Raw genomic sequence first — 23,241 nt, 5'->3', positions numbered from 1 at the left:
CCCCAGGACGTTTGACCTCAGTCGTCCCAAACCTGGAGCGACTTCAGCTCCGTGTCGGTCAGCGCCGTCGTCACCTCCCGGCCTTCCTGACCGAACTGCAGTTGATCGACTGGCATCACCACCTCGCGCTCGCCCAGATCGAGGAATCCATCGTCATACTCGACGACGACCGCGACGATCTCGTCCTCGGCGTTCGCCAGAACCTCCTCGATCTCGCCGATCTTCTGGCCGGTGCCGGCGACGACATGCGTATCCTCGAGCTCGTCGACGGACCGGCCCTCATACGTGATCTCCGTCTGGTCGTCGTCGACCTCACGAAGGCTCTGCGGATTCAGATCCTGAGCCAAGGCCGTCCCCGGCAAGGCGAACGCAAGCACCACCGCGAATCGCGAAAGCATTCCTCGATTCGACATCATAACCTCGTTCTTCAATGTGGACTTGGTTGCCGGAACATCGTCTCCGACACCCTCTCCTGTAACGCGAAGCCGTCCTGTCGGTTCCGAGCCGCCTGCCCGCCGATCCCGAGGATGAGCCGTTCGGCGCGCAGGAATTCGATGCGATTATCGATTCTCTTGTTGGTCGCCAGAGAGGGGGCCCTGACTGGTTTCTCTGCTCCGCGACAGACCGAACCATGCCCGCTTCGAGAGCTGCGACAAAGCCATCTGGACGCGCCGCGCCCAAGCAACCGCCGGTGTCAGGAAGCGCCGGACTCCCTTCCGCAGGAGCGGTGAACCCACCGCCCCCGCGGCTTCGGGGAGCTGCAACCCGGCCCGGACGACCCTGTCCCCATCGACCTCGCGCACCACCAATGTCGCCTCGCCGAGCGGCAGGCGGTCGCCGGTCTGCGGCTCCTCCTCGAAACGCTCATCGAACAGGTCCGCGATGGTGGTGCCGCGTATCTCCGGCGGAATCGTCAGGCCATAGATGTCCGTCAGCACGCCGAGAGCGACGTTCCCGTTGATCGCAAACTCGCCGAACAGCTCTCCGTCCGCCTCTCTGGCTTCGGCCGACGTCGCGAACAGCCGATCGAGTCGGTAAACCTGCCAGGGCGGCGCCAGAAAATAGGCGTAATCGCCGACCCGAAGAGGCCCGGCCTCGGTGGGATTCAGGACCCGGTTCTCGCGGATCACCAGCACGAGCCGCGCCCAGCCGGGCACCGCGACATGCTCGAGGACGGCGCTGTCCGCCGAGATCGGATAGCCGACCATTTCATAGTCGAGCTGGCCCGGCAGGTCGAGCTCGACGCGTCGCACCTCGGCGCCCTTGCGCGGCAATGCCAGACCGAGCCGCTTGGCGGCGGCGTTGATGGTCCAGCCCTGAACCACCAGCGAAACGAGAACGACGAAGAACGCCACGTTGAAATAGACTTCGGCGTGAGGAAGACCCGTCAGCATCGGGATCGCCGCCAGAAAGATGCTGACCGCGCCGCGCAGTCCCACCCAGGAAACGAAGACCGTCTCGGCACGGGAGTACTTGAACGGCAGGACGCAGAGCCAGACCGCCAACGGCCGTGCGAAGATGATAAGCCACGCGGCGATAAGCAGCGCCGGGATGGCGTATTCGAGAAGCCGGGACGGCGTGACGAGCAGGCCCAGCACGATGAACATGGCGATCTGGCAGAGCCAGGTGGCGGCATCATGGAAGCTTGTGATGCTGGCGAACGCGCGGATTGGGCGGTTCCCGAGCACGAGGCCGGCAAGGTAGACGGCGAGAAAGCCGCTGCCGCCGCCGACCGCGGTCAAGGCGAAGATCAGCACAGCGCTCGCGACCACGAACAGGGGGTGCAGGCCCGCCGGCAGTTCGACCTTATTGAGCAGCCAGGACGCGGCAAGGCCACCGGCAACGCCGACCGTAGTCCCGATCAACGCCTGTCGGCCGAGCATGCCAACGACGTCCCAGGTTGGCCCGCCTTCGCCCGCGAGCAGGAGCTCGACTAGGACGACCGTCATGAGTACCGCGGCCGGGTCGTTGGTCGCCGATTCGATCTCCAGGGTCGAGCCGACCCGTCGCCTGAGCTGCAAGCCGCCGGCGCGCAGCAGAAAGAACACCGCCGCAGCATCGGTCGACGCCACGATGGAGCCGACCAGCAGGCCCTCGATGAGTGACAGGTCGAGAAGATAGAGTGCGGCGATGCCGGTGAGCGTGGCCGTGACGACGACGCCGACCGTGGCCAGAAGCATCGAGGGCACGAGCACTCCGCGGAAGCTCGACAGCTTCGTGCGCAGGCCGCCATCGAAGAGGATGACGGCCAGCGACAGCGAGCCGACCAGATAGGCGAGCTGATAATCGTTGAAGAGGAGCCCGCCCGGCCCGTCTTCTCCCGCGAGCATGCCGATGATCAGGAAGACCAGCAGCAAGGGTGCGCCGAATCGGGAGGCGATCAGGCTCGAGAAGATGCCTGCGAGCACCAGCATCGCGCCGAGCAACAGCAGTGTATTGACGAAGCTGATGCTTGCCATTCTCTCTGGAACCGATGGCTGGATTGACGTCGCCCAAGGGTGGAGCCACCCCTCGCAGCGGCGCTTCTTTCCATAAGATATAGAGAAAACATAGCGCCACCAAGCCTTCAGCACCTGTTCAGGGCCTTTCGGGCACCGACATTGAAGGACGACTGAAGCTCGGCATGCGCGACGAGCCTTTACAAAGTTTTTTTTTGAGCGGCAATATTTCTGCCGAGCCGCAGAGGGGGCGGCTTGCTGCCGGAGTCGGAACTCCGGCTCGATCGGAAAGCGGGGCTCGCTCGCTTCACGTCATCGTTTCAAATCTTGTTCTGGAGGGAGTGCCCCACTGTACTCGCCCACGACCGATCGGATGAGAGGGCAGAAGGCCTTTCTTTAACGAATCAACGGAGGGGGCTTATGGCAAGACAAGAAGATGCAGGCACGCCCAGTTCCCGCGTGTCCTACGAAGGCGTTCACTACGAAACCGTCGGCCAGGAATATTTCGAGAAGCGCGGACTCAGGCGCTATGCGGGCGTCGGCTCGCTCTGGGCACTTGGCGTCGGTGCCGTCATCTCCGGCCATTTCTCCGGCTGGAACCTCGGCATCGGCGTCGGCGGTTTCGGCGGCCTCCTGATCGCCGCCATCCTCATCGGCACCATGTATGTTTGCCTGTGCTACTCGCTGGCCGAGATGTCGCCGGCACTACCGCATACCGGCGCCGCTTATTCCTTCGCACGCAGCGCCATGGGACCGTGGGGCGGCTTCGTCACAGGACTGGCCGAAAACATCGAATATGTCATCACTCCAGCGGTCATCACCTTCTTCATCGGCGCCTATCTCAGCGGCATTTTCGGGACCGGGCCAGCGTTCCAACCGGTCTGGTGGATCTTTGCCTATGCCGTGTTCCTCACTCTCAATCTCCTGGGGGTCGAACTCTCGTTCAAGGTGTCGGTCACGGTGACGCTGCTTGCGCTCCTCGTGCTGATCGTGTTCTGGATCAGCGCAATCCCGCATGTCGATTTCAGCCGCTGGGCCTTGAACATCGGTGTCGGCCCCGAGGGCAATCTGATCGAACTGCCCGAGGGCGGCGGACCGTTCCTGCCGCTCGGCATCAGCGGCATCCTCGCGGCCCTGCCCTTCGCGGTCTGGCTTTTCCTCGCCATCGAGCAGTTGCCGCTGGCAGCCGAGGAGAGCCACAATCCGAAACGCGACATGCCGCGCGGCCTGATGCTGGGGATCCTGACCCTCTGCATCTCGGCGATGCTGGTGACGTTCCTCAATTCGAGTATTCCGGTCACCAACGGTACTGCCTCCGGCGCGTTCTATCTCGGCCAGTCCGGCGAGCCGATACTCGATGGCTTCCGGATAACCATGCCGGGCATCGCCAACATTCTGGCGCTGCTTGCGGTGATCGGCCTCATCGCCAGCCTACACACCATCATCTATGCGCAGGGGCGGCAGATCTATTCGCTGTCGCGCGCCGGCTATTTCCCGCGCGTGCTCTCGGTGACGCACGGCAAGCACAAGGTGCCCCATCTGGCGCTGCTCACCGGCTGCACCGTCGGCTTCCTCGTCATGCTGCTGGTGTTGTGGTGGAAGGGCGAGGATGCAGGCGCGGTGATCGGCGGGACACTTCTGAACATGGCCGTCTTCGGCGCGGTGATCTCCTACGGCTTCCAGGCGATCTCGTTCATCCTGCTGCGGAAGAACCTGCCGCATATCGAGCGGCCCTACCGCAGTCCGGTCGGCGTTCCCGGTGCGGTGATCACGCTGGTGATCGCGATCGTCACGCTGATCATGCAGCTCCAGGACCCAGTCTACCGGGACGGCGTGTACGGCGCGGCAATCTGGTACGCCGTCGGCATCCTCTATTTCGCCCTGATCGGGCGGCATAAGCTGGTCTATTCCCCCGAGGAGGATTTCGCCGTCCGCGAGCGCCAGAAGGCGCTCGGCCACATCTAGAAGAAACTGTTCGTCGCCTGGACCCCGGCCCTCCCCCACCTCGCGGGGGAGGGTCGAGGTGGGGGTATCCCTTGCGATATCGCGCCTCTACAATCAACGAAAAGTCCGTTTTGCCGCTTGGTTGCGAGACCGCCCTGCCACCAGGATCCATAGGGTCGCGGAGAGGCTAAGGCTTGCAAGGACTATCGCAGGCGCCATCAGCGCTCCGTCATAATCAATGCGCTTATAGGCGACCGCCCCGCCGATGGCGCCGAGCGTGAGCCCCAGCCACATGACCGCATAGAGGCTCCATGTCCAGCGCCCGGAGCGACCGAGAATGGCCTCGGCGAGGCTCTGGCCGAGCTTCACCAGCGCGCCGGTGACGTAGGTCAGGCTGACGCTGATCCGCCCGACATGCTGCAGCGCTGCGTTCTGCGCGCCCATAGCGACGGCAATCGGGACAAGCGGCGGAGCGAGCACGCCGCTAGATCGCGGCAGCGCAAGCGCAAGGGCAAGAAGGACCGCCTCGAGCGCGAGGATGGCCGGCATCCGCCAGCGCCCGGTCACGGCGGCGGTGAGCGTGCCCAGGAACGAGCCGAACACGAAGGCTGCGATGGCCAGGACCGGCGTGATCGCGGCGGTCCAGTTGCCGCCTCCGACTTCGACGCCGAAGATCGTGCTGTTGCCACTCATGAATGACACGAACAGATGCGCGAAATGCAGATAGCCGACCGCATCCACCCAGCCGGCGATGGCCGCGAGCGTGACGGCGAGCAGGAGGCGCGGCGCTTCGCTCCGAAAAACGACTCCTGGTCCGGTCACCGTCTTCATCTTTCTATTCCACTGGCTGGTAGGCTGAAGAATACTTAACAGAAAGAAACCTGAGGGCGCCCTATTTGACTTTTCTCCACTCTCCGTGTCTCTGTGGCTTGAGTTCTGCTTTCGACAAAAGGGAAGAGGAATCATGGCCGGGAGCCAGCAGACGATCACGCCGATCGACGGCAGCATCTATGTGGAGCGGACGCTGGCAAGTGGCGCGGAAATCGACAAGGCGCTGACGGCGGCGCGAAAAGCCGCCCAGAAGTGGAAGGACCTGCCGGTCGAAGAACGCGGCAAGATCCTTTCCCGCGCGGTCGACGCCTTCGTCGCTCGCAGGGACGAGATCGCCGAGGAGATCACCCGGCAGATCGGTCGCCCCCTCTCCCAGGCGCCGGGCGAGGTGCGCGGCTTCGAGGAGCGGGCGCGGCATATGATCGCGATCGCACCCGAGGCGCTGGCTGATGTCGCGGTCGGCGACAAGCCGGGCTTCACTCGCTTCATCCGCCGCGAGCCGCTCGGCGTCGCCTTCGTGGTCGCGCCCTGGAACTTCCCCTATCTGACCGCGGTCAACGCCGTCATCCCCGCGCTGATGGCCGGCAATGCCGTGATCCTGAAGCATTCGGCGCAGACGCCGCTCTGCGCCGAGCGCTTCGCTCAGGCCTTCAAGGCGGCCGGCCTGCCGAAGGGTCTGTTCCAGTTCCTGCATCTGAGCCACGCCGACACCGCGAAGCTGATCGGCAGCGACGGCGTCGACTTCGTCGCCTTCACCGGTTCGGTCGCCGGCGGCCGCGCCGTGCAGCAGGCGGCGGCCGAGCGCTTCATCGGCATCGGCCTCGAGCTCGGCGGCTGCGACCCGGCCTATGTCCGGCCCGACGCCAAGCTGCCGCACGCCATTGAGAACCTGGTCGACGGCGCCTTCTTCAATTCCGGTCAGTCCTGCTGCGGCATTCAGCGGATCTACGTCCATGCCGACGTCTACAAGCCGTTCCTCGAGGGTTTCGTCGACCTGACGCGGAACTATCGCCTGGGCAACCCGCTCGACGCCGACACCAATCTCGGGCCCGTCGTGCGGGCGAGCGCGGCCGACCAGATCCGCAAGCAGGTTGCCAAGGCCGTGCGTAACGGCGCCAAGGCGCTAATCGACGCGAAGCCGTTCAAGGCGGCGAAGAAGGGCACCGCCTATCTCGCGCCACAGGTCCTGACGGTGACCAGTAACGGCAATCCGATCATGCAGGACGAATGCTTCGGCCCGGTCGCCGCCATCATGAAGGTGCGCAACGACGACCAGGCGATCCGGCTGATGAACGACAACGCCTATGGCCTGACCGCCGCGATCTGGACTGCGGACGAAGACGCCGCGATCCGCATTGGCGACCGCATCGCGACCGGCACCTGGTTCATGAACCGCTGCGACTATCTCGACCCGGCTCTGGCCTGGACCGGCGTCAAGGATTCGGGCCGCGGCTGTACGCTGAGCAAGGTCGGCTACGAGCATTTAACCCGGCCGAAGTCCTTCCATCTGCGGACGGCCATTTGAAGGCGCAGCAATAGAATTCAGAGGCGAACGGAGCCGGTAAGGCGCTACGATACCGCCTCGTTTCGACAACGGTGCAGTCGCGAAGGATCATCCCCATGACCGATAATGCCGCCGCGCTCCGCGGCAACTGGAACTACCCCACCGCGATGCGCTTCGGCCCCGGCCGGATCGCCGAGCTGCCGGACGCCTGCAAGGCCGCCGGCATGGGCCGGCCGTTGCTGGTCACGGATCCCGGCCTCGCCAATCTGCAGATGGTGAAGGACGCGATCGCGCGCAACGAGGCGGCGGGGATTCCCACCGGCCTCTTCGCGGAGGTGAAGGGGAACCCGATCGGCAAGAATGTCGAGGACGGGCTCGAGGTCTATCGCGCCGGCGGCCATGACGGCGTGATCGCCTTCGGCGGCGGCAGCGCGCTCGACGCGGCCAAGGCGGTGGCGCTGATGGCCGGGCAGACCCGGCCGATCTGGGACTTCGAGGATGTCGGCGACAACTGGATGCGCGTCGATCCCGACGGGGTCGCGCCGGTGATCGCGGTTCCCACGACCGCCGGCACCGGATCGGAGGTCGGCCGCGCCTCGGTCATCACCAACGAGGCGACACACGTCAAGAAGATCATCTTCCACCCGAAGATGCTGCCGGTGATCGTGATCTCGGACCCGGAGCTGACCGTCGGCCTGCCGCCGCATGTGACGGCGGCCACGGGGATGGATGCACTCGCCCATTGCCTCGAGGCCTACTGCGCCCCCGGCTATCACCCGATGGCGGACGGCATCGCCGTCGAGGGCATGCGGCTGGTCAAGGAGTGGCTGCCGGTCGCGGTGAAGGACGGCAAGAACGTCGCCGCCCGCGCCCATATGATGGCGGCGGCCAGCATGGGCGCCACCGCCTTCCAGAAGGGCCTCGGCGCGATCCATGCGCTGAGCCACCCGGTGGGCGCCGTCTACGACACCCATCATGGCCTGACCAACGCAGTCTTCATGCCCTATGTGCTGGCGTTCAACCGCAAGGCGATCGAGCCGAAGATGACGCGGCTCGCCGCCTGGCTCGGTCTGCCCGACCCCTCCTACCAGTCGGTGATGGATTGGGTGCTGGCCCTGCGCAAAGACCTTGGCATCCCGCATACGCTGAAGGATCTCGGCGTCGGCAATGACCGGCTCGACGAGCTGTCGGCGATGGCGGCCGACGACCCGAGCGCCGGCGGTAACCCGGTCCCGATCGGCGCGCCCGAGCTCAAGCAGATGTTCGTGGCCAGCCTCGAGGGGCGGCTATAGCTGAGGGCGGAGCGCGGGGGACCTTCAGCAGCCTTTGACGCAGCTGCCGTCGCCGTCGAACTCCATCGTCCGGCCGCTCAGTGGCAGATGGACGGGAATGTTTTCGACGAGCTCGACGAATCTCTGCGTCCGGGTTCCCGGAACCACCGCGCCGCCCTCGGTCGCCGCCTCATTGGCGTGCGACGGAATCACCGCCTTGGGCTTGATCAGTTCCTCGACCGCCCAAGCTGCCTCTTCGGGCCCCATGGTGTAGATGTCGCCCATATTCATGATCGCGAGCTCGGCCTGGTAATAGCGCTGTACGATCGTCTCCATGTCCGAGGTATGCCCCGTGTCGCCGGAGAGATAGACCACGAGCCCGTTGCTGAAGGAGACGACATAGCCATTATCCGGGCCGACATAGGCGGTCAGCCCGTCGGGCTCGAGTGCTGCGGTTATCTCCGTATTGAGGAAGTCCGGTGATACGCCGTTCGCATGCACCACCGGAATGATCGCGATCTGAACACCGTTCACCGTCCGCTTGCCGCCGAAGCGCAGGATTTGGACCTGATCCGCGGACCCGCCGGCTTGCTCCAGCTTGGCAGCCAGGAACTCGTGCATATGGCCGCCGACGATGATCGTGGCCCCCTTTCCCGCGGAGATCAGGGCGGTGTTGGAAGCTGGCGTCGTCGCGACCGTCGTCGCCGGCTCGGCGCAGCTTCCGGCATTGACCTCCGCAATCCTCTGGTCACCGATATGGTCGCCATGCACGCCGCTCAGTAGCACGACATCGACTTCTCCGAGGCGCGGATCCTCCGGTCCGGCGACGGTCCGTCCGACGTCGAAGAGCAGCGTGGTTCCGTCGGAGTCCTCCAGCAGGAATGCGCGATCGCTGCGGCAGAACTCGCCGTCATGGCTGCCCAGCGGCGTGATCTTCACGGTCTGCGCCCAACCGATCGAAACGGCCGGAACCGCAAACCAAACGGTCAGCGCCGCCACGAAGACGGCAAAAGTCCTTCCCATCATGGTGACCCTCCCTCGTCGCCTGCCTTATCGTGCCGATTGTTCTAAGAGTCTCGCAGGCTCCCCCCGACCGCCGGGCCGACGAGACGCGGCGAAGCCCTGCCGCCGAACCGCGCCGACGTGAATCGGTAGATATGGGTCCGGGCCGGCACCTCGAAGAAGCGATGCGTCAAACCGGCGACACTAAGCAATACCATCATGAAGACGGCAAGGTAAGTGGCCGCCAGCAATGGGCTTCCGATCCATTCTTGCGGCAGGCGTGTGCTGATCGGCCCCCAGGCGGCGAGAAGAGGCGCATGCAGCATATAGATCGCATAAGATGCAGAGCCGAGCCACAGCAGCGGCGGGAGTGCGAAGAAGCGGGAGAACCCGCCCTGGTTCAGCGAGCCGCTGAGAATGACCAGTGCACAGGCGCCGATGATCGCTAGTTCCGGCGCCCCGAAATGCATCGCCATAACGAGGGCCCCGAAGCCTCCGAACGCGATGGCATCTCCGCCGATCCAACTCATCCGCCGGGACGCGGACAGAAAGCCATAGGCTCGGTAGAGCAGCATGCCGAGCACGAACTCGAACAGGCAACGTATGACCCCGGTGTCATAGGTTGCGTGCTTCAGGGAGTGCTTCGATTCCAGGGCCTGCAACAGCGCCAGCCCCACGACACATCCGAACGCCGTCGCAATCGACCTCGATCGAGGTCCCCAGCCGACGAACAGGCACAGCCATGGAAACAGCAGATAGGCGGCGACCTCTGCGCTGACGGACCATGCGGGATAGTTCCAATACAGATCCTGAAGCCACCCCCACCCTTGCATCATGAACAAATGAATTGGAATCACGGCCGGGTCGACATGACCGGACGTTCGCACATCGGCCATCAGCTTCGTGATCGCCCACGCCCAGAAGAAGCATAGGGTCAGAAGGTGAAGGGGATAGATTCGGGCGAACCGCTTCGCCAGGAACCGCCGGGCCGTTTTCGCCGTGACGCCATGGGTGAAATCGCCTGCATAGACGTGGCTCATCACGAAGCCCGACAAAATGAAGAAGAAGTCCACCCAGAGATAGGCCATTTCGATGTAAAGCGTATGGCCGGCGAAGTTCCAGCTATAGCCGAAATCCCGGTGCACATGGAGGGTGGCGACAGACAGCGCCGCAACGCCGCGCAGCGATGTGAGGGCGTGGATATCGCGCGTCATGGGTCACAACCGCGCTCGGTGACGCGGGCCCCGGCCGATCCGGCCGCAGGCCCGCACAGGACCGAAACTCTTGCCCTACGATATCACGCTGTCGAGGCTCGGCATCGCGACCTTTGGGCTTATGCCTTTCGCGGCAGGTCGCACGGCCGGTCCCAACCGCATTGCAGAGGTCAGATCACCTTGCTGCGCAGCCAGCCGGAGATCGCCTCGCCGAGCAGTACCAGAACGATGATAGCCAGCAGGATGGCCGCGACTACCTGCCACTGGAAGGTGTCGATCGCACCCTGCAGGAGCAGGCCGATACCACCGGCGCCGACGAGGCCGAGCACCGTCGATTCCCGGAGGTTGATGTCCCAGCGCAGGATGCTGACGGCGAAGAAGGTCGGCACGACCTGTGGCACGATGGCATAGAGGATGACCTTGCCGCGCGAGGCACCGGTCGCCTCGATCGCCTCGACGGGATTACGGTCGATCTCCTCGATCGCCTCGCCGAGCAGCTTGCCCAGGAAGCCGACAGACCGGAAGGTGATGGCGAGAATGCCGGCCAGCACGCCGGGACCGAAGATCGCCACGAACAGTAGTGCCCAGATCAGCGTGTTCACCGACCGGCTCGAAACCAGGATGAAGCGCCCGAGCCAGAGGAACGCCTTGTTCGGTGTCGTGTTCTGGGCCGCGATATAGGCGACCGGCAGTGCCATCAGGATTGCGAAGAATGTCGCGATGGTGGCGATGTTCAGCGTCTCGAGCAGGGCCCGGACGATATCGCTCCAGCGCGAGAAATCCGGCGGCACCATGCGGCCGAACAGATCGCCCATTGCGTTGGGTGCATCGAAGAGCCACGGCCAGAAGATGTCGACCGAGCGAAGCGCCCAGACGGTGACTGCGACGAACAGCAGATAGGAGATGAAACGGACCAGCCGCTGACGCGGCGTGTAGCGGTGCCACTGGCGCGACTCGCCGCCGCGTGCCATGGGGGCACGTTCCATTGGGGATTGGGTTACCATATCCTCTTCCGGATCCGGCCGCTGATGGCCTCGCTCACGAGAATCACCGCGATGATCACCATCGTGATCGCCAGCGCGAAGTCATAATCATAGCGCCCGAACGCGTTCATCAGCGTCGACCCGATTCCGCCCGCACCCACGATGCCGACGACGGCCGAGGCCCGGAGATTGCTGTCGAGCTGATAAATGCTGAGCCCGATCTGGCGGGGCATGACCTGCGGAAAGACGGCGTAGAGCAGCGTCTTGAAATAGCCCGCGCCGGTGGCCCGCACCGCCTCGACTTGGCCCCAATCGATCTCCTCGAGCCGCTCGGCGAGGAGCTTGGCCACGAAGCCGATCGAATAGACGATCAGGGTCAGGATGCCGGCAAGCGGCCCGAACCCCACGGCCTTGACGAATAGGATCGCGACGATCACGGGATGGAAGCTGCGGGCCACGATGATGATGGCGCGGCCGAGCAGATAGATTGGTTTCGGCGCCAGATTGCGGGCCGCCATGATGGCGAGCGGGATGCTGAGCAGGAGACCGAAGATGGTGGCGAGGATCGCGATCTGGAGGCTTTCCACGAAGCCTTCGATCAGCAGGCCCGAGCGTTCGAAGCTCGGCGGAAAGGCGCCGTTGAAGATTCGCGCCGCCCGCGGTAGGCCCTCCTGGATGCGCTCCCAGTCGAACGGCAGGGTGGTCATCACCCAATAAATGTAGACCGCCGCGGCAAGCAGCAGCCCGTATCGCAGCACTGGATTGCGGATGAAGGGCGGCTTGCGCCATTTGCGCCCGGCGCCGGCAACCACCTCCGCACTCATGACGGGACGGTCTCCAGCGGCCGGCCCGCTGCTTGATCGGCGGCGCGATCGTCGACGGGCGTTCCGGCGTAGATCTCGTCCATCGCCGCCTCATCGAGCGAGGTCGGCGCTCCATCGAAGATGATCCGGCCATAGCGCATGCCGACGATCCGATCGGTATAGGCCTTGGCTTCGGTGACGTTGTGGATGTTGATCAGCACCGGCAGCGACAGCTCCTCGGACAGCGAGCGCAGCAGCGCCATGATCTGCTCGGAGGTCTTCGGGTCGAGCGACGCCGTCGGCTCGTCCGCGAGCAGGATTTCCGGCTCCTGCATCAGCGCCCGGACGACGCCGACCCGCTGCCGCTCGCCGCCGGAGAGCTCGTCGGCGCGCTTGTTGGCATAGTGGGCGATGCCAACGCGCTCCATGAAATGGAAGGCGCGGTCGATGTCCGCCTGCGGAAACCGGCGGAACGCCGCGCGCAGGAACGAGACATAGCCCAGCCGCCCGGACAGTACATTCTCCATGACCGTCAGGCGCTCGACCAGGTTGAACCCCTGGAAGATCATCCCGATGCGCTGGCGCGCATGTCGGAGCTGGCCGCCGCGGAGCTTGGTCAGGTTGACTCCGTTCAGCTCGATATCGCCGGAGGTCGGCTCCACCAGCCGGTTGATGCAGCGCAGCAGCGTGCTCTTGCCGGCGCCGGAGGCGCCGATCACCGACACGACGTTTCGCTCGGGAACGGTCAGGCTCAGATTCTTCAGGACCGGCTCGTCGGAGCCGTAACGCTTCACGAGATTTGTAATTTGCAGCATTTGGATATTGCGGGTGCCAAGGATCAGGAGAGGGTGGCCGCCATCCCGACGGCCACCCGAAGAAAGGCGGTTACTCTTCCGCCAGCCTTTCCGGCGTGTATTCGACGCCGTTGGCCTCCTGGATCTCGCGGATCACTTCCCAGTCTTCCTTGTACTCGATCGGAACGAACTTGCTGACGCCGGAGAACTCCTCCCCCAGCGCCGTTCCCTCCAGATCGAAGGTAAAGAAGGCTTCCTTGATCTTCTCCACCAGCGCCGAGTCGAGATTATGGGCGTAGGTATAGGAGGTCGTGGGGAACGGCTTCGATTCGTAGATGATCTTCACCTCCTCCGGATCATAGAGGCCGCGGTCGGCCATCCGATCCACCACCTCGGAGGCGACGGGCGCCGCGTCATAGTCTCCCGCGACCACGCCCAGCATCGACTGGTCATGCGAGCCGGAATAGACGACCTCGTAATCCTCGTCCGGGACGATCCCCTGCTTCGGGAACAGCGCGCGGGGCGCCTGGTTGCCCGAGTTGGAGGTCGGCGAGGTATGGGCCACGCGTTTGCCCTTCAGGTCCTTCATCGAATCGATGCCGCTGTCCTTGCGGGTGTAGAGCTGGAGCGTATAGCCGAACCGCCCATCCTCCGAGCCCATGATCGCGAACGGAACGGCGCCGGCCAGATTGACGGCGAAGGGCGTGGGCCCGGTGGAGAAGCCGGCGATGTGGAGCCGGCCGCTACGCATCGCCTCGACCTCGGCCGAATTCGACTGCACGGCGAAGAACTGGACGTCGCGGCCGGTCACCTCCTCCAGATGGTCGATGAAGGGCTGCCAGATGTCCTCATAGATGGCCGGGTCCTCGACCGGGGTATAGGCGAAGACCAGGGTCGACGGGTCGACGAGCTCGGCGGGCGGATCGGCGACCAGATCACCATTCGCATCGCAATACATCGAATCGAGATCGCCGCGATTGGGACAATCCTGCGCCTGCGCCTCTCCACCGGCGACGAGCGGCACGGCGAGAAAGACGAGCGAGCACAGGGCTACGCCAAGCGTCCGCAGCCCGTAGGCCGGTCCGGGAGACATCGGGGACGCCGCATCCGTCATTATTCTTCCTCCTTCTTGTAATTTTTCGCCCGATGCCGGGCCTATCCGGTTCTCCACCACAAGCAGGCCCTGCGACTTTAGGTCGCGGGGTCGGCTTCGGCATAACCCTAGTCATAAATCTGACACATTCGCAACGACTCCGGGCAGGGCATATACCCCCGCCCCGCTCCATGGAACCGACCGGAATATTGCTCCATTAGCTAAGAATGAAATTGACAATCATTCTTAGTTAGCGGCATTCTGTCATCGAATTGAGGAGGGTCGGCACGACATGTATGTCTGCATTTGCAATGCCCTGACCGACAGGCGGATTCGCGGCGCGATCGAGTCGGGCGCCGCATCTCTCGGAAGCGTCTACCGCAATTGCGGCGTCGCGCCCCAATGCGGCAAGTGCGGCGAAATGATTCGGTCCTTTCTCGATGGCGATGGCAGCAGCAAGGTGCCGCAGGTCGGCCCCGCCAACGCACGCCACGCCGTCGGCTGAAGGGAGGTCGTAGCCGATGATGATTTGGCGAAGCCTGTCCCCGCAGACCTTGGCGAACGTTCTCGCATTCGCCATCGAGCGGCGAGGCCGAAGCCGCCCAGCGGAAAAGGCCGCCGACGCAGCCGGAAGCAGCGATTTCAGCCCGGCTCCCGTCGATGTGGCTTCAAACGGCCGACCGGCCGGAATGGCGGATAGGGTGACCCGTTAAGCTCCCTGCTCGGCCTCCGTTCAGGCCTGCGACTGGATGTAGTTCTGTAGTCCCATCTTGTCGATCAACCCAAGCTGGGTCTCCAGCCAGTCGACATGTTCCTCCTCGTCTTCAAGAATATCCTCGAACAGATCGCGGCTGACATAATCGCGCTCCGTCTCACAATAGGCGATCGCTTCGCGCAGCAGGGTTAGGGCGGTCTGCTCGACCTTGAGATCGCACTCCAGAATCTCCTTCACGCCCTCCCCGATCAGCAGCTTGTTGAGGTCCTGGAGGTTCGGCAGGCCTTCGAGAAACAAGATCCGCTTGATCAAGTCGTCGGCATGCTTCATCTCGTCGATCGACTCTTTGTATTCGTACTCGCCGAGTTCCTTCAGTCCCCAATTTTCGAGCATGCGGGCATGCAGGAAATACTGATTGATCGCCGTCAGTTCGCCCTTAAGGACCCGGTTGAGATACTCGATGACCTTCGGATCGCCCTTCATGCCGGCTGTCCTTCCCTGAATCGATTTGCTGAAAAGGAAGCTAGCCCGTCCGGCCCGGAACCGCAACGACGGGCCGTGGATAAGGTCTGTTCGACACTCTTATTGAATGCGGTGGAGGCCCGGGTCGGCGCAGGGCATGAGGCGACCATCGGCATGGTGCTGCGGAACCGACGGCCCCGGATCGGCTACCGGGACGCGCATGCCGATGCTATCGAGCAGCATCGCGAGAATCATCACCGGTCGCAACGCCGTTCGGGCCGCGGCGGGCGGCAGCCAATCCATCAGCACCCGATCGATCTCGGGCGCGGGGCCGGACTGACAGGCCGCCAGACAGCGCAGCAGCAAGGCTTCGTCGGCACCGACCTTGCGACACTTCACGCAACGGAAGTCGAGCGGCCGCCGCGCCGCCGAAGCGAGCAGCCCCATCAACTCATCCAGGGCGAAGAGTCCGTCGGGAATGCCGGCCACCTCGAACCCCTGCCTCAGATGGGGATACACCGGCTGCCGATGCTTGAACGCGGCCACCCAGCTGCGGGCCGTCCATAGAACGAACTGTTCCGAGCAGGTCAGTTCGTCGGTTCTGCGCTCGTCTCCGCTGTTCATTGTCGTCTTCCGCCTCCGAGCCAGGGGTGGCCTCTCGGGTTGGCCAGGGTTGGGACATCACGTCGATAACAATACGGATCTCCATTTGCAATTGCAACTCATTCTCATTATCGTAACTTCAGCGTTGTCAGCGTCGAGGGCATGGAGGATCGGATGAGCGAAATGGCGGCCCGGCACGCGGATACAGGCCCAACAGCCCTCGCGCTGAGCGGCGGTGAACGCCTCCTCGTCTGGGCGACACGCAAATATGCGTTCCGCTGCGCCACCGCCTGCCTCGTCGAACGTGCGTTCCGGGAAGCCTGCGGAGATCGCGACGGTCGGGCGGCGTCCACCGCGTTTCGGCAGATGCTTCTCCTGCTGGCCCGGCACGGCAGGCGCCCCTTGGCGCTCGGCCCGCCCGGATGGCCCGGCGCGACGCCGCACGAGCATCGGCTGCTGCGGCTCTTCTCGGCGGCGCAGGCGCGATCGGGTGAGCAGATGCAGATGCACCTCGCCTGGCTCATGCCGGCGGACGCCGCCCGGCAGGCGTTGCCCCTGGTCGAACTCATCGCGGCGGCGCTTCGCGACCATGGTTGCGTCCTGCCGCTTGCCGTTTCCCCTGCTCCGCCGGCACAAGGCTCCGGCCTTGCCGACCTAAACGAGACGCGCTGAGCGGCTTGACGGGCTGCCGCGATCCTCTATTGTTCGCGAATGAGAACTGTTCTTATTTGCGTCCACCACTGTTCGGGAGTTACACAATGAACGGAAAGCTTCGGACTGTGCTGTTGACCTCGCTGGCGGCGGTCACCGGCATCGCACTGCTCGCCGGCGCAGGCGGCCAAGCCGCGGCTCAAGAGCTCAACATCTATTCCTCGCGCCACTACCAGACCGACGAGGCGCTCTATTCGACCTTCACCGAGCAGACCGGGATCCGGATCAATCGGATCGAGGACAAGGAAGACCCGCTGATCGCGCGTCTCAAGGCGGAAGGCATGAACAGCCCGGCCGACGTGCTGATCACCGTCGATGTGGGCCGGCTGTGGCGCGCCGACCAGGAGGGCCTGTTCCAGCCAATCAACTCCAAGGTACTGGAGGAACGCATTCCGGACAATCTGCGTCATCCGGACGGCCATTGGTTCGGCTTCTCGACCCGGGCGCGGGTGATCTTCTACAACAAGGACATGGTCGATCCGGCGGAGATCAGCACCTACGAGGATCTTGCCGACTCGAAGTGGAACGACATGATCTGCATCCGCTCCAGTTCGAACATCTATAACCTGTCCCTCCTCGCCTCCCTGGTGGCGCATCACGGGGAAGAGAAGGCTCAGGAGTGGGCCGAGGGCGTCGTCGCGAATTTCGCGCGCGACCCGCAGGGCGGCGACACCGACCAGATCAGGGCTGTCGGGACCGGAGAATGCGGGCTGGCCGTCGCCAACACCTACTACTTCGTGCGGCTGCTCCAGTCCGACGACCCGGCCGATAAGGAAGTCGTGGAGAATGTCGGCGTGATCTTCCCCAACCAGGACGGGCGCGGCACGCATGTCAACATCTCCGGCGCCGGAGTCCTCAAGAATGCACCGCACAAGGAAGCGGCGGTGAAGTTCCTCGAGTATCTCGCCAGCGACGAGGCGCAGCGCTATTTCGCGCATGGCAACAACGAGTACCCCGTCGTAGAGGGCGTGACGGAGAGCGACGCGCTCTCGACGCTCGGCGATTTCAAGGCCGACAAGATCAACGTCAGCCTTTACGGCGAGAACCAGCCGCTGGCGCAGAAGATCTTCGACCGCGCCGGCTGGAAATAATCCGTCGAAGCAGAATGCCTCGACCCGACTGCCGGACCCTGCCCTCTTCGGGCAGGGTCTTTTTTTATGGTCGGTTTATAGCTGGTCGCCGTCCTGCCCCGGACGCGAGCGGGTGATCGTGCGCGAGAGAAGGATCAGCGGCAGAAGGCCGACGGCGACGATCGCGAGTGCAGCGGTCGACGCCTCGCTCAGCCGTTCGTCGGAGGCGAGGTGATAGGCCTGCACCGCCAGCGTATCGAAGTTGAACGGCCGCATGATCAAGGTGGCCGGCAGTTCCTTCATGATATCGACGAAGACGACGAGCCCGGCGGTCAGCAGGCTGCTCCACATCAGCGGAATATGGACCCGGCCCAACATGCGCAAGGGGCGAACGCCGAGCGAGCGCGCGGCATCGTCCATGCTGGGCCGGACCTTTCCCAGGCTCGCCTCCACCGCCTGCAGCGACACGGCGAGGAAGCGGACCATGTAAGCGAAGATCAGCGCCGCGATGGTGCCGGTGAGGAGCAACCCGGTCGAGATGCCGAACGTCGCGCGCATCCAGGCATCGAGCGTATTGTCGAACAGCCCCAGCGGAATCAGCGCGCCGACCGCGATCACGGACCCCGGCACGGCATAGCCCATCCCGGCGACACGGTTGGCCAGCAGTGCAAGGTGGCTCTTACCGTGCCGCACGGCAAACGCCATGAGCAATGCAAGCAGGACCGCCAGCAGCGCGCCGATCGTCGACAGCGTAAAGCTGTTGAGCGCCAGCCCGATGAAGCGCGGTCCGAACTGCGCATCGCCGTTGGTCAGCGACATTTCAAGAAGAATCCCGAACGGCAGCAGAAATCCGAGCGTCAGCGGCAGGGCGCAGGCGGCGGCGGCCAGTGCAGCGCGGCTACCGGTCAGCCGATAACGTCCGAGATTCCGATAGCGGTTCGAGGTGTGGTGATACCGGCCGCGGCCGCGGCTCCAGCGTTCGAGCAGCAGAACGGCGAAAACGAATGCCATCAGGCCCGTCGCAAGCTGCGCCGCCGCGATCCGGTCGCCCATCGAGAACCAAGCCCGGTAGATGCCGGTGGTGAAGGTCGGGACGCCGAAATAGGAGACGGTGCCGAAATCGGCCAGCGTCTCCATCAGCGCGAGCGCCACGCCGGCGGCAATCGCCGGCCGCGCGAGCGGCAGCGCGACGCGGAAGAAGCTGGACCAGGGCGTGCAGCCGAGCGTGCGGCTGACCTCGAGCGCGCAGACCGACTGTTCGAGAAAGGCGGCGCGGGCCAGCAGGTAGACATAGGGATAGAGCACCAGGATCAGCATCGCGATCGCGCCGCCGGGCGAGCGAATCTCCGGGAACCAGTAGTCGCGCGCACCCCAGCCGGTGATATCGCGCAGAAGGCCCTGCACCGGCCCGGCGAACTGCAGGAAGTCGGTATAGGCATAGGCCATCACATAGGCCGGAACCGCCAGGGGCAGGATCAGCGCCCACTCGAAGACCCGCTGTCCCGGGAAGCTGCACATGGTGACGAGCCACGCAGTACTGACGCCGAGCAGCAGCACACCGACCCCGACACCGACGACGAGCGACAGGGTGTTCGTGACGTAGAGCGGCAGCACCGTATCGGCGAGATGAGCGAGCGTGCCCTCGCTCGGCACGAAGACATGGACGAAGACGGTCGCGACCGGAATCGACAGCAGCACGGCCACGATCAGCGCGACCATGGTCAAACCGTCGGGCCGCCAGGAGCGGCGGCGAACAGGAGGGCGATCGGAGGTCAGGTTATAGACGGCTTCGCTCATCGGGGTTCGTGCCGTGGTCCAGATTCTCGCCAGACTACCCGATACCCTTGTCTTTGCGAAGCATTCTCAATAAACGAGAGCGCCTTCCGTTCGAGTCCATCACCCGGTCCTCGTCCTTCGACGGGCTCAGGACGAGGACCTCATGTTGAGCTTGTCGAAACATGAGGTCCGATCCGCAGCGGTGTGAAAACAAGCGCAAAGATGAGAACAGACCAGCCGCCCGCTTCCTTGACGAGTCAGGAAGCATCCCCTAAGGTTTTGTAATAATTTTAGTTTGAAGGAAGCTCGATGACCTCTTCGACCGCCGGAGACGAGGCCGTCTTCGCCGAATATGCGAAGCGCTTCGTCTTCTCCGCCTGGCATGTTTCGCGTGCGATGAATACCGCCGACGCAGCCAACTTCCGAACACACCAGCAGCAGCTCTTCTCCCTGTTGACGGCCATGGTGCAGGCGCGGACGCGGTGCACGGAATCATTTCCGGCGATCGACCGCAGCCTGCGACGGCTGGTGACGCAGGCGATGCGGTTCGTCATGTGCAGCCACGACAATCCGCGCACCGCCCGCAGCTTTGCGCAGGGGTTGGGGGAACGGGCCTTGCCGCTCGTGCACTATTTCAACGACAACCCGAACTGGCCGGTGCCTGCCCTGCCTCCCTCCGGTCAGCCCGCCAATGAGCCCGCCAACGAGAACGTGATCCGAATCGATTTCCGCGCCCGCCAGCAGCATTAGGCTGGCAACTTTCAGGAAATCCACGCTCACTCTCAGCGGAAATCCCGCGACGGGAAATCCGGATGGCGCCTATCAGGTACCGGAGGTCCATTGGCTAGGCCGCGCAGCAGCGGCGAGAGGTCGACGAGGCTGTCGGCCACTACATGGGTGACGATGCCTTCCCGCTGCAGCTTGCCCTCGACGCCGAGCAGGCTTGCCGTCAGGACGGTCTTGCGAAAGCGCTCGAACACACGCGGCCAAAGGACGATATTGGCGACGCCCGTCTCGTCCTCGATGGTGGAGAAGATGACGCCGCTGGCGGTTCCCGGGCGCTGGCGCAGCAGCACGATTCCGGCAACCCGGACCCGCCGGCCGCTCGCGAACTGCGCGAACTGCACGGCCGGAGTCCAGCCGTCGCGGGCGAGGCCTTCGCGCAGGAGCGCCAGCGGATGCTGCTTCAGGGAGAGGCGCAGGCTGGCATAATCGTCGGCGACATGCTCGCCAAGCGACATCGCCGGCAAGGCGACCTCGGGCTCGGCCCCCTGCTCCTCTTCGCCCATGGCGGCGAACAGCGGCAGAGGACCTTGCGTCCTTATCCCTCCCAGCCCCTTCACCGCCCACAGCGCCTCGCGCCGGTCGAGCCCCATCGAGCGGAAGGCGTCCGCGCGGGCCAGCGCTTCGAGTGCCGGCGCGTCGAGGCCGCCCTTGCGCCATAGCATCAGCGGATCGGCATAGCCGTTGCCGCGCGCCGCCACCAGCCGGTCGGCATCGGTGCGGCCAAAGCCCTTGACTTGGCGGAAGCCGAGGCGGAGCGCCTGCCCGCCGTCAGCCGCCGGCTCGAGCGTGCAGTCCCACAGGCTGGCATTGACGTCGACCGGTCGCGCCTCGATGCCATGTTCGCGCGCGTCGCGGACGATCTGCGCCGGCGCGTAGAAGCCCATCGGCTGGCTGTTCAGCAGCGCCGCCGCGAACACCGCCGGGTAGCGGCATTTCAGCCAGGCCGAGACATAGACCAGCAGCGCGAAGCTGGCGGCATGGCTCTCTGGAAAGCCGTATTCGCCGAAACCCTCGATCTGATTGAAGCAGCGCTCTGCAAAGCCACGGTCGTAGCTGCGCGCGACCATGCCCTCGATGAACTTCTCCCGGAGCGTGTGAATCGTTCCGGCCCTGCGGAAGGTCGCCATCGCCCGGCGCAGCTGGTCGGCTTGCGCCGGGGTGAAGCCGGCGGCGGCGATCGCGATGCGCATCGCCTGTTCCTGGAACAGCGGCACGCCCTTCGTCTTCTCCAGGACCTCGCGCAGTTCCGGGGAGGGGTAGTCGATCTTCTCCTCCCCGTTGCGACGACGTAAGTACGGATGCACCATGTCGCCCTGGATCGGCCCCGGCCGGACGATCGCCACCTCGATCACCAGATCGTAGAATTCGCGCGGTCTGAGGCGCGGCAGCATAGTCATCTGCGCCCGGCTTTCGACCTGGAACACGCCGATCGAATCGGCCGCGCAGAGCATGTCGTAAACCGCGGGATCCTCGGCCGGTACAGTGGCGAGATCGTAATCGACCCCGTAATGACGCCGCAGCAGGTCGAAGCCCTTGGCGAGGCAGGTCAGCATGCCGAGCGCCAGCACGTCGACCTTGAGGATGCCGAGCGCATCGAGGTCGTCCTTGTCCCATTCGACCATCGTGCGGTCCGGCATCGCCGCGTTCTCGATCGGCACCAGCTCCTCGAGCAGCCCGCGGGTCATGACGAAGCCGCCGACATGCTGCGACAGATGGCGCGGGAAGCCGATCAGCTGCCTGGTGAGGGTGAGCGCCATCGCCAGGCGCGGGCTCTCGGGGTTGAGCCCGACCTCGCGCACATGCGCCTTCGTCATTTCGTCGCGGCTCCAGCTCCACACCGTCTCGGCCAGCGCGCCAACGGTGTCGAGCGACAGCCCCATCGCCTTGCCGACCTCGCGGATGGCGCTGCGGCCGCGATAGCGGATCACCGTTGCGGCGAGTCCGGCCCGCTCGCGCGTATATTTTTTATAGATGTACTGGATCACCTCCTCGCGCCGCTCATGCTCGAAATCGACGTCTATATCGGGCGGCTCGTTGCGCTCGGCGCTGACGAAGCGCTCGAACAGAAGATCGATCCGGATCGGATCGACGGCGGTGACGCCGAGGCAATAGCAGACCACCGAATTGGCCGCCGAACCGCGGCCTTGGCAGAGGATGTCCTGTTCCCGGGCAAAGCGCACGATGTCGTGCACGGTGAGGAAATAGGGCGCGTAGCCGAGCTGCCCGATCAGGCCGAGCTCGTCTTCCAGCGCCTTCTTCACCTTGGCGGGCAGGCCGCCTGGATAGCGCTGCCGCGCGCCCTCCCAGGCGAGATGGACAAGCTCCTGCTGCGGCGTGCGACCCTCGCGCGTCAGCTCCGTCGGATATTCATAGCGCAGCTCGTCGAGACTGAAGCGGCAGCGCTCGGCGATCTCGACGGTGCGGGCGATGGCATCGGGATAGGCGGCGAACAGCCGCGCCATCTCCGCCGGCGATTTCAGATGCCGCTCCGCATTGGCGAACAGCCGGTAGCCGGCCTCGTCGATCGTGCAATGCTCGCGGATACAGGTGAGCACATCCTGCAGCGGCCGGCGGCCGGGCTCATGCATGTGCACATCGTTGGTCGCGACCAGCGGCGTGCCGCAGCGCGCGGCGAGGTCCGCCAGCTCCGCCAGCCGGCGGGCGTCATCGCCGCGATAGAGATGATGCGTCGCGAGATAGGCGCGGTCGGGAAACTCCCAGCACAGCCTCTGCAGGGTCTCCACGAAGCCATCGGCCTCCATCCCCCAGGGGGTGTCCGGCGGCAGGGCGACGACGATCTGCCCTTCGCCATGGGCGAGAAGGTCGGTGAGGGCCAAATAACACTGCCCCTTCGGCGCGCGGCGCTTGCCCAGCGTGAGCAGCCGGGCCAGCCGGCCATAGGCGGCACGGTCGATGGGGAAGACGAGAAGGCTGAGACTTGGTTTCGAAGCATCCCAGCCTGAGGCCTTACCTCCTCCCCACCCATCCCCCGTCGAGGGGGAGAGAAGAGATTCTCGCAAATCCACGCGCGCGCCGACGATAAAGCGGAGGCCGGCGACCTTCGCCGCCTGATGCGCGCGCACCACCCCGGCCAGGCTGTTGCGGTCGGTCAGCGCGATCGCTGCCAAGCCCAGCTCGGCAGCGGCGGCGGCCAACTCCTCCGGATGCGAGGCGCCGCGCAGGAAGCTGAAATTGCTGGTGATCTGCAGTTCGGCATAGGCCCGTGTCATCCTCACCACCT

Annotated in this window: 20 protein-coding genes; 7 read left to right on the top strand and 13 right to left on the bottom strand. The window is 64.6% G+C overall.

Features of this window, described 5'->3' with window-relative positions; all coding sequences use genetic code 11:
- Positions 1–17: 17 nt before the first annotated feature.
- Both DT069_RS20945 and DT069_RS20940 read right to left on the bottom strand, forming a co-directional pair.
- On the bottom strand, positions 18–398 hold the full coding sequence (locus tag DT069_RS20945; protein ID WP_162913336.1) for a PRC-barrel domain-containing protein: 381 nt from the start codon (positions 396–398) through the stop codon (positions 18–20).
- 162 nt (positions 399–560) lie between these two features.
- Entirely contained in the window at positions 561–2,459 is a 1,899-nt protein-coding gene (locus DT069_RS20940) for a potassium/proton antiporter (protein WP_119462289.1), read from the bottom strand.
- Between the two features lie 399 nt (positions 2,460–2,858).
- On the opposite strand from DT069_RS20940, the gene DT069_RS20935 reads away from it, so the two are divergent.
- Positions 2,859–4,403, top strand: coding sequence for an amino acid permease (locus tag DT069_RS20935; RefSeq protein WP_119462288.1), 1,545 nt, complete (start codon positions 2,859–2,861; stop codon positions 4,401–4,403).
- Positions 4,404–4,496: 93 nt separating this feature from the next.
- On the opposite strand, the gene DT069_RS20930 is transcribed toward DT069_RS20935, so the two are convergent.
- A complete protein-coding gene (locus tag DT069_RS20930; protein ID WP_162913335.1) occupies positions 4,497–5,213 on the bottom strand; it encodes a YoaK family protein in 717 nt (238 codons plus the stop codon).
- A 133-nt stretch (positions 5,214–5,346) separates the two neighbouring features.
- Between DT069_RS20930 and DT069_RS20925 the strand changes: the two genes are divergently transcribed.
- Positions 5,347–6,738 carry an aldehyde dehydrogenase family protein gene (locus DT069_RS20925; RefSeq protein ID WP_119462287.1) on the top strand — a complete coding sequence of 464 codons (1,392 nt, stop codon included), beginning with the start codon at positions 5,347–5,349 and terminating at the stop codon, positions 6,736–6,738.
- 95 nt (positions 6,739–6,833) lie between these two features.
- Entirely contained in the window at positions 6,834–8,009 is a 1,176-nt protein-coding gene (locus DT069_RS20920) for an iron-containing alcohol dehydrogenase (protein WP_119462286.1), read from the top strand.
- Positions 8,010–8,033: 24 nt separating this feature from the next.
- On the opposite strand, the gene DT069_RS20915 is transcribed toward DT069_RS20920, so the two are convergent.
- The 6 genes from DT069_RS20915 to phnD form a co-directional block, all read right to left on the bottom strand.
- Complete coding sequence (locus DT069_RS20915; RefSeq protein ID WP_425450439.1) at positions 8,034–9,014, bottom strand: MBL fold metallo-hydrolase; 981 nt, start codon at positions 9,012–9,014, stop codon at positions 8,034–8,036.
- A gap of 41 nt (positions 9,015–9,055) precedes the next feature.
- Positions 9,056–10,204 (bottom strand): acyltransferase family protein, encoded by a 1,149-nt coding sequence (locus DT069_RS20910; protein WP_119462285.1) that lies wholly within the window; start codon positions 10,202–10,204, stop codon positions 9,056–9,058.
- 170 nt (positions 10,205–10,374) lie between these two features.
- Positions 10,375–11,175, bottom strand: coding sequence for a phosphonate ABC transporter, permease protein PhnE (phnE, locus tag DT069_RS20905; RefSeq protein WP_119462284.1), 801 nt, complete (start codon positions 11,173–11,175; stop codon positions 10,375–10,377).
- 26 nt (positions 11,176–11,201) lie between these two features.
- On the bottom strand, positions 11,202–12,011 hold the full coding sequence (phnE, locus tag DT069_RS20900; protein WP_119462283.1) for a phosphonate ABC transporter, permease protein PhnE: 810 nt from the start codon (positions 12,009–12,011) through the stop codon (positions 11,202–11,204).
- Positions 12,008–12,805 (bottom strand): phosphonate ABC transporter ATP-binding protein, encoded by a 798-nt coding sequence (gene phnC / locus DT069_RS20895; RefSeq protein WP_119462282.1) that lies wholly within the window; start codon positions 12,803–12,805, stop codon positions 12,008–12,010. The genes phnE (DT069_RS20900) and phnC overlap by 4 nt, the downstream gene beginning before the upstream one ends.
- A gap of 70 nt (positions 12,806–12,875) precedes the next feature.
- Positions 12,876–13,898: a phosphate/phosphite/phosphonate ABC transporter substrate-binding protein gene (gene phnD, locus DT069_RS20890; RefSeq protein WP_425450438.1), complete on the bottom strand. Its 1,023-nt coding sequence runs from the start codon at positions 13,896–13,898 to the stop codon at positions 12,876–12,878.
- A gap of 271 nt (positions 13,899–14,169) precedes the next feature.
- Between phnD and DT069_RS20885 the strand changes: the two genes are divergently transcribed.
- Positions 14,170–14,382 (top strand): (2Fe-2S)-binding protein, encoded by a 213-nt coding sequence (locus DT069_RS20885; protein ID WP_119462281.1) that lies wholly within the window; start codon positions 14,170–14,172, stop codon positions 14,380–14,382.
- A gap of 228 nt (positions 14,383–14,610) precedes the next feature.
- Here DT069_RS20885 and bfr read toward each other — a convergent pair whose 3' ends face one another.
- Positions 14,611–15,075 carry a bacterioferritin gene (gene bfr, locus DT069_RS20875; protein WP_119462279.1) on the bottom strand — a complete coding sequence of 155 codons (465 nt, stop codon included), beginning with the start codon at positions 15,073–15,075 and terminating at the stop codon, positions 14,611–14,613.
- Positions 15,076–15,174: 99 nt separating this feature from the next.
- On the bottom strand, positions 15,175–15,678 hold the full coding sequence (locus DT069_RS20870) for a hypothetical protein (protein WP_119462278.1): 504 nt from the start codon (positions 15,676–15,678) through the stop codon (positions 15,175–15,177).
- Between the two features lie 153 nt (positions 15,679–15,831).
- Here DT069_RS20870 and DT069_RS20865 point away from each other — a divergent pair, with 153 nt between their 5' ends.
- On the top strand, positions 15,832–16,329 hold the full coding sequence (locus DT069_RS20865; RefSeq protein ID WP_162913334.1) for a hypothetical protein: 498 nt from the start codon (positions 15,832–15,834) through the stop codon (positions 16,327–16,329).
- Between the two features lie 86 nt (positions 16,330–16,415).
- Positions 16,416–17,459: a Fe(3+) ABC transporter substrate-binding protein gene (locus tag DT069_RS20860; protein WP_119462276.1), complete on the top strand. Its 1,044-nt coding sequence runs from the start codon at positions 16,416–16,418 to the stop codon at positions 17,457–17,459.
- A 75-nt stretch (positions 17,460–17,534) separates the two neighbouring features.
- On the opposite strand, the gene DT069_RS20855 is transcribed toward DT069_RS20860, so the two are convergent.
- The gene (locus DT069_RS20855) at positions 17,535–19,235 is read right to left on the bottom strand and encodes an ABC transporter permease (protein WP_119462275.1); all 1,701 of its coding nucleotides are present in this window, start codon (positions 19,233–19,235) and stop codon (positions 17,535–17,537) included.
- A gap of 288 nt (positions 19,236–19,523) precedes the next feature.
- Here DT069_RS20855 and DT069_RS20850 point away from each other — a divergent pair, with 288 nt between their 5' ends.
- Entirely contained in the window at positions 19,524–19,964 is a 441-nt protein-coding gene (locus tag DT069_RS20850) for a hypothetical protein (protein ID WP_119462274.1), read from the top strand.
- Positions 19,965–19,996: 32 nt separating this feature from the next.
- Here DT069_RS20850 and DT069_RS20845 read toward each other — a convergent pair whose 3' ends face one another.
- Positions 19,997–23,230: an error-prone DNA polymerase gene (locus DT069_RS20845; RefSeq protein WP_119462366.1), complete on the bottom strand. Its 3,234-nt coding sequence runs from the start codon at positions 23,228–23,230 to the stop codon at positions 19,997–19,999.
- Between the last annotated feature and the right edge of the window lie 11 nt (positions 23,231–23,241).

The organism is Virgifigura deserti (genome assembly GCA_003576685.1).
In the GTDB taxonomy this organism is placed as follows: domain Bacteria; phylum Pseudomonadota; class Alphaproteobacteria; order Dongiales; family Dongiaceae; genus Virgifigura; species Virgifigura deserti.
This window is presented reverse-complemented; position numbering and strand designations above follow the sequence as displayed.

Coding starts and splice junctions, on each gene's coding strand:
- DT069_RS20945 (WP_162913336.1), bottom strand. CDS start 398: ATGCTTTCGCGATTCGCGGTGGTGCTTGCGTTCGCCTTGCCGGGGACG.
- DT069_RS20940 (WP_119462289.1), bottom strand. CDS start 2,459: ATGGCAAGCATCAGCTTCGTCAATACACTGCTGTTGCTCGGCGCGATG.
- DT069_RS20935 (WP_119462288.1), top strand. CDS start 2,859: ATGGCAAGACAAGAAGATGCAGGCACGCCCAGTTCCCGCGTGTCCTAC.
- DT069_RS20930 (WP_162913335.1), bottom strand. CDS start 5,213: ATGAAGACGGTGACCGGACCAGGAGTCGTTTTTCGGAGCGAAGCGCCG.
- DT069_RS20925 (WP_119462287.1), top strand. CDS start 5,347: ATGGCCGGGAGCCAGCAGACGATCACGCCGATCGACGGCAGCATCTAT.
- DT069_RS20920 (WP_119462286.1), top strand. CDS start 6,834: ATGACCGATAATGCCGCCGCGCTCCGCGGCAACTGGAACTACCCCACC.
- DT069_RS20915 (WP_425450439.1), bottom strand. CDS start 9,014: ATGATGGGAAGGACTTTTGCCGTCTTCGTGGCGGCGCTGACCGTTTGG.
- DT069_RS20910 (WP_119462285.1), bottom strand. CDS start 10,204: ATGACGCGCGATATCCACGCCCTCACATCGCTGCGCGGCGTTGCGGCG.
- phnE (WP_119462284.1), bottom strand. CDS start 11,175: ATGGCACGCGGCGGCGAGTCGCGCCAGTGGCACCGCTACACGCCGCGT.
- phnE (WP_119462283.1), bottom strand. CDS start 12,011: ATGAGTGCGGAGGTGGTTGCCGGCGCCGGGCGCAAATGGCGCAAGCCG.
- phnC (WP_119462282.1), bottom strand. CDS start 12,805: ATGCTGCAAATTACAAATCTCGTGAAGCGTTACGGCTCCGACGAGCCG.
- phnD (WP_425450438.1), bottom strand. CDS start 13,898: ATGACGGATGCGGCGTCCCCGATGTCTCCCGGACCGGCCTACGGGCTG.
- DT069_RS20885 (WP_119462281.1), top strand. CDS start 14,170: ATGTATGTCTGCATTTGCAATGCCCTGACCGACAGGCGGATTCGCGGC.
- bfr (WP_119462279.1), bottom strand. CDS start 15,075: ATGAAGGGCGATCCGAAGGTCATCGAGTATCTCAACCGGGTCCTTAAG.
- DT069_RS20870 (WP_119462278.1), bottom strand. CDS start 15,678: ATGAACAGCGGAGACGAGCGCAGAACCGACGAACTGACCTGCTCGGAA.
- DT069_RS20865 (WP_162913334.1), top strand. CDS start 15,832: ATGAGCGAAATGGCGGCCCGGCACGCGGATACAGGCCCAACAGCCCTC.
- DT069_RS20860 (WP_119462276.1), top strand. CDS start 16,416: ATGAACGGAAAGCTTCGGACTGTGCTGTTGACCTCGCTGGCGGCGGTC.
- DT069_RS20855 (WP_119462275.1), bottom strand. CDS start 19,235: ATGAGCGAAGCCGTCTATAACCTGACCTCCGATCGCCCTCCTGTTCGC.
- DT069_RS20850 (WP_119462274.1), top strand. CDS start 19,524: ATGACCTCTTCGACCGCCGGAGACGAGGCCGTCTTCGCCGAATATGCG.
- DT069_RS20845 (WP_119462366.1), bottom strand. CDS start 23,230: ATGACACGGGCCTATGCCGAACTGCAGATCACCAGCAATTTCAGCTTC.